The 4668-nt window shown below is 60.3% G+C and carries 3 protein-coding genes; 2 read left to right on the top strand and 1 reads right to left on the bottom strand.

Translation table 11 applies throughout. From position 1 onward, the window contains the following. Positions 1-1056: GDSL-type esterase/lipase family protein (locus tag ACR0P8_RS08710; protein ID WP_432624693.1), on the bottom strand; the 1056-nt coding region annotated here is incomplete at its 3' end. A gap of 124 nt (positions 1057-1180) precedes the next feature. Between ACR0P8_RS08710 and ACR0P8_RS08705 the strand changes: the two genes are divergently transcribed. Together ACR0P8_RS08705 and ACR0P8_RS08700 are read left to right on the top strand one after the other, a co-directional pair. After that, positions 1181-2551, top strand: a complete 1371-nt coding sequence (locus ACR0P8_RS08705; RefSeq protein WP_038443813.1) for a GH1 family beta-glucosidase — start codon at positions 1181-1183, stop codon at positions 2549-2551. 474 nt (positions 2552-3025) lie between these two features. After that, on the top strand, positions 3026-4402 hold the full coding sequence (locus tag ACR0P8_RS08700; RefSeq protein ID WP_038443816.1) for an ABC transporter substrate-binding protein: 1377 nt from the start codon (positions 3026-3028) through the stop codon (positions 4400-4402). Positions 4403-4668: the final 266 nt, after the last annotated feature.

Here is a 4668-nt window from a genome sequence, read left to right as displayed (position 1 = left end):
GTACAGGAAGTGCTGTACGCGGTCGTCGCCTTCGTCGTTGACCGTATGGCACACCTCGTCGATCGCGCGATCCCAGGACGGGTCGTGGATGAGCACGGTGGTGGCGAGCACGATCAGCGCATGCGGATATTTTCCGCGCAGCGCGTGCACGAAATCGACGTACCGGGCCCGCCAATGCGTGGCTTCCTCGCCGTCATAGTCGTCCGCCATGAAATCGCGGGGATGCGCATCGTTCTGACCCAGCGCGACCACGACGACATGCGGCGTGTATTGCGCGAAATCCCAAGGGGACGTGCCGCCCAGCTGCGTGTTGTAGACGGATTTGTCCCAGATGCTTTCCATGCCGATGTAGTCCGGCGCGTGGAACCAGCCGATGCCGTCCAGCAGGGTCGTGCCGCCCTGCGAGACCAAGTGCGCCTGCGCGCCGAGATTGCGTGCGGTGATGGCGGCGTACGAATACCAAGCGTTGCTGTACGGGCTCAGATCCACCTCCGGATCGGCCTGTCCCACGTAGCAGGCCGCTTCGCAGCGCTCGCCGCACGTTACGGAATCGCCGTACACTTCGATGCGGCGCTCCGGCAGCGGCGTCGCCGTCGGCATGAGCTTCGCTCCCTCGTCCAGCAGAATGCCATACACGTCAAAACGATTGTTGCCCTCGTCCTGCCGTTTAAAGATCGTCACTTCATGTTCGATGTTCGGCAGATCGGCGGCGATTGCCACGTCGACCGGATGGCGCGGTCCGTCGTCCTGCTGTCCGGTCGGTTCCACGCGGCTTGGATAGCCGTTTTCCATGCTGATGCCGTCATGCGCGCCGTCGATGGGCACGCGCGCCTTGACCTGCATGCCGTCGATGATGACGCCGAGATACGCGTCGCCGTACCCCCAATGGTTGACGAGGCGCACGCCGATGCTGGTGCCGGTGCAACGGAACGATACCTGCGTGTAGGGGAACGCCCAGGTCTGATGGTCGGCGGGGGTGCGGTCGATGCGCCCCATGAACCGAAGGTCCGGATTGGTGATTGGAATGAATCGCGATGCTTGGGTGGTGGTGTTCATGGCCCTTCCTTGGAACGAATCGATGGTGTCTCCCGCTCCGCGGAACGGGGCGTGTCGTTTGCAAACAATCTATGACATCGGTTAACCTCATCAATATCTTAACCGCTTCAGTAAAGGACACGCAATGACGCTAACTTTTCCACAAGATTTCACATTCGGCACGGCCACAGCGGCCTATCAGATCGAAGGCGCGGTGACCGAGGATGGCCGTTGTCCCTCCATCTGGGACACCTTCAGCCATACGCCGGGAGCCACCATCGCCGGCGACACCGGCGATGTGGCCACCGATTCCTACCATCGTTGGCGCGAGGACCTCGCGCTGCTCAAGGACCTCGGCGTGGACGCCTACCGCTTCTCGATCGCCGTGCCCCGCATCATATCGACGCCTGATGGCGTGCCCAACGAAAAAGGCCTCGACTTCTACGAAGGCGTCGTGGACGCCCTGCTGGAGGCCGGCATCAAGCCGGTCGTGACGCTGTACCACTGGGATTTGCCGCAATACCTCGGCGACGAGGGCGGCTGGCTGAACCGCAGAACCGCCTATGCGCTCGCCGACTACGCGGGTATCGTGGCCAAGCGCCTCGGCGACCGCGTCGACACCTGGACCACGCTGAACGAGCCGTGGTGTTCGTCCTACCTGAGCTACGGAGCCAAGGAGCACGCGCCGGGCCTGGGCCTCGGTCCCGGCGCCTTCCCGGCGGTCCACCACCTGAATCTGGCGCATGGTCTGATGACGCAGGCCGTCCGCGCCGAAGTGGGGGACAAGGCCAAGTGTTCGGTCACGTTGAATCTGCAGTTCAACCGTGGCGACGCCGACGCCTGCCATCGCCTCGACCTGATCTCCAACCGCGCTTTCCTCGACCCGATGCTGCGCGGCCGTTACCCGGACGAACTGTTCTCCATCACCAAGGGCATCTGCGACTGGGACTTCATCCAGTCCGGAGACCTCGAGCTCATCCACCAGCCGATCGACGTGTTGGGCATCAACTACTATTCCACCAACCGGGTGGCCATGTCCGACCGTCCGCAGTTCCCGCAAAGCACCGAGGCGTCCACCGCCCCTGGAGCGTCCGACGTGGACTGGCTGCCCACCGAGGGCCCGCACACCGACATGGGCTGGAACATCGATCCGGACGGCCTGCATGACCTGCTGGTGCGCGTGCACGACAACTATCCGGAGGTCGATCTGGTGGTCACCGAGAACGGCATGGCCTGCAAGGACCAGCTGACGGTGAACGAGGACGGCACGAAATCGGTGCATGATCCGGACCGCATCGACTATCTCAAGCGTCATTTCGCCGCGGCGAAGCGCGCCATCGACGAAGGCGTGCCGCTGACCGGCTATTTCGTGTGGTCGCTGCTTGACAATTTCGAATGGTATTTCGGCTATGCCAAGCGATTCGGCATCACATACGTCGACTACGCCACGCAGGAGCGCATCCCGAAGGACAGCTTCATGTGGTACCGCGATTTCCTGGCTTCCCGCAAGGGCTGAGCGTCCGGCGATCGCCGTCGCGCGTTGTTCCATGAACGGCGTGCCGCGTCCATTCATGGCGTGGCACGCCGTTTTCGTTGCGATTCCGCCGTTTTTCGCTGCTGCAGGATTTTGCATACGTATGCTTAAGCGCTTAACGACACTCCGGTAAAAAAATTTACATTAACCCTCTTAACGTGAACGGTCGCGGGGTGTGGGGGGTGGACATCAAACCGCTTCGATGTATTGAAACGATTGGTGTTTTCTGTATTTGAAGCGGGTTGACCATAGGGTTGCGACGGCACTGCGGCTGTGCGGCGAGGGCGCGGAGCGCAACTTAAGCGCTTGACAAACTTAAGGGGTTCATTTATGGTATAACTACCAGTTCATCAAAGGCAGGCAGAGAGGCCTGAGATGAAAAAGGCATCACCAATGGAGCATCGGTGCCGAGACTCCGGAAGTGATGGACAAGGATTCGCAAGGAAGGATCGGAAGATGAATCTCAAGAAGATCGTCGCAGCCGGCATCGCGGCTGTCTGCGCGGTGAGCATGGCGGCCTGCGGTGGCAGCGGCAGTGGCTCCTCCAAGGTCACCGACATACAGTACAAGGACATCAAGCTTGGTCAGACCGGCAAGGACATCAAGGCCAATCTGAAGCTGTTCAGCCATCGTACCGATATGCTCAAGAACGACTATCCGGGAACGACCTGGAAGCAGTACATCGCCGAATTCAACAAGACCTATCCGAACATCAAGGTCACCGTCGAAGCCAACAGCGACTATGCCAACAGCGCCATGACCCGTCTGCAGGGCGGTGACTGGGGCGACATCATGATGATTCCGGCGGTCGACAGGGCCGAACTGCAGAACTACTTCATCTCCTACGGCTCCCTCGGAGACATGAACAAGGAGATCAAGTACGCTGTCAACCAGTCCTACCAGAAGAAGGTCTACGGCGTGGCTTCGGTCGGCAACGCCTCCGGCATCGTCTACAACAAGAGGATCTTCAAGGAGGCCGGCATCGACAAGCTGCCGACCACCCCGAAGGAATTCATCTCCGACCTGAAGGCCATCAAGGAGAAGACCAAGGCCACTCCGCTGTACACCAACTACGCGGCTGGTTGGACCATGGGCGCCTGGGACGCGTACATCGGCGGCACGGCCACCGGCGATCCCAACTACATGAACAACGTCTTCACCCACACCAAGAACCCGTTCAAGGATCCGGGTGACGGCACCCACGCCTACAACGTCTACAAGATCCTGTATGACGCCGTGGCCGATGGCCTGACCGAGGACGATTACTCCACCACCGATTGGGAAACTTCCAAGAACAAGCTGAACAGCGGCGACATCGCCACCATGGTGCTCGGCTCCTGGGCGGTCTCCCAGATCCAGTCCGCAGGCGACAACGCCAAGGACGTCGGCTACATGCCGTTCCCGATCTCCGTCAAGGGCAAGCAGTACGCCACCTCCGCTTCTGACTACGCGTACGGCATCAACAAGAACTCCTCCACCACCAACCAGGAAGCGGCCATGATCTTCGTCAAGTGGCTGACCGAGAAGTCCAACTACGCCTACAACGAAGGCGGCGTCTCGATCGCGGCCGACGACGACAAGCTGCCGGACCTCTACTCCGACTTCAAGAACGTCAAGCTCATCGCCGACGAACCGGCTCCTGACGGCGAGGAGGATCTGTTCAACGACCTCAACTCCGATTCCGAACTCAACATCAACACCGGCGGCGACTCCCGTGTCCAGAGCATCGTCGAGCACGCGGCCAATAAAGACGAGTCCTACAACGACCTCGTCAAGGAGTGGAACCAGAAGTGGAACGACGCCCTTGATTCCGAAGGCGTCGACACCAAGTGATTCCGGAACGCCAGGCGTGACGGCGTGAAGTCGCGCATCCATCACTGAGGACTTCGGCTCGTTCTCGGCGGAACCAAGCCGAAGTCCTCTTCCATCGCAATTTTTCGTTAGGCAGAGAAGCAACCCAAAGAGGGGGATATCATGACTGCAGCAGCAGTGGAACCGACCGAGAAGGCCGAGATTCCATTCAACAAGCAGCCCCGAGATTGGCGTAAGGCGGGCGTCATCGTCGCCTTTTCCGCGATTCCGGTCGCACTGCTCGTAAT

Origin of the sequence: Bifidobacterium sp., assembly GCF_050874245.1 — a bacterium.
In the GTDB taxonomy this organism is placed as follows: domain Bacteria; phylum Actinomycetota; class Actinomycetes; order Actinomycetales; family Bifidobacteriaceae; genus Bifidobacterium.
Note: the sequence above shows the minus strand (reverse complement) of the source record. Positions and strands in the feature narration are given on the sequence as shown.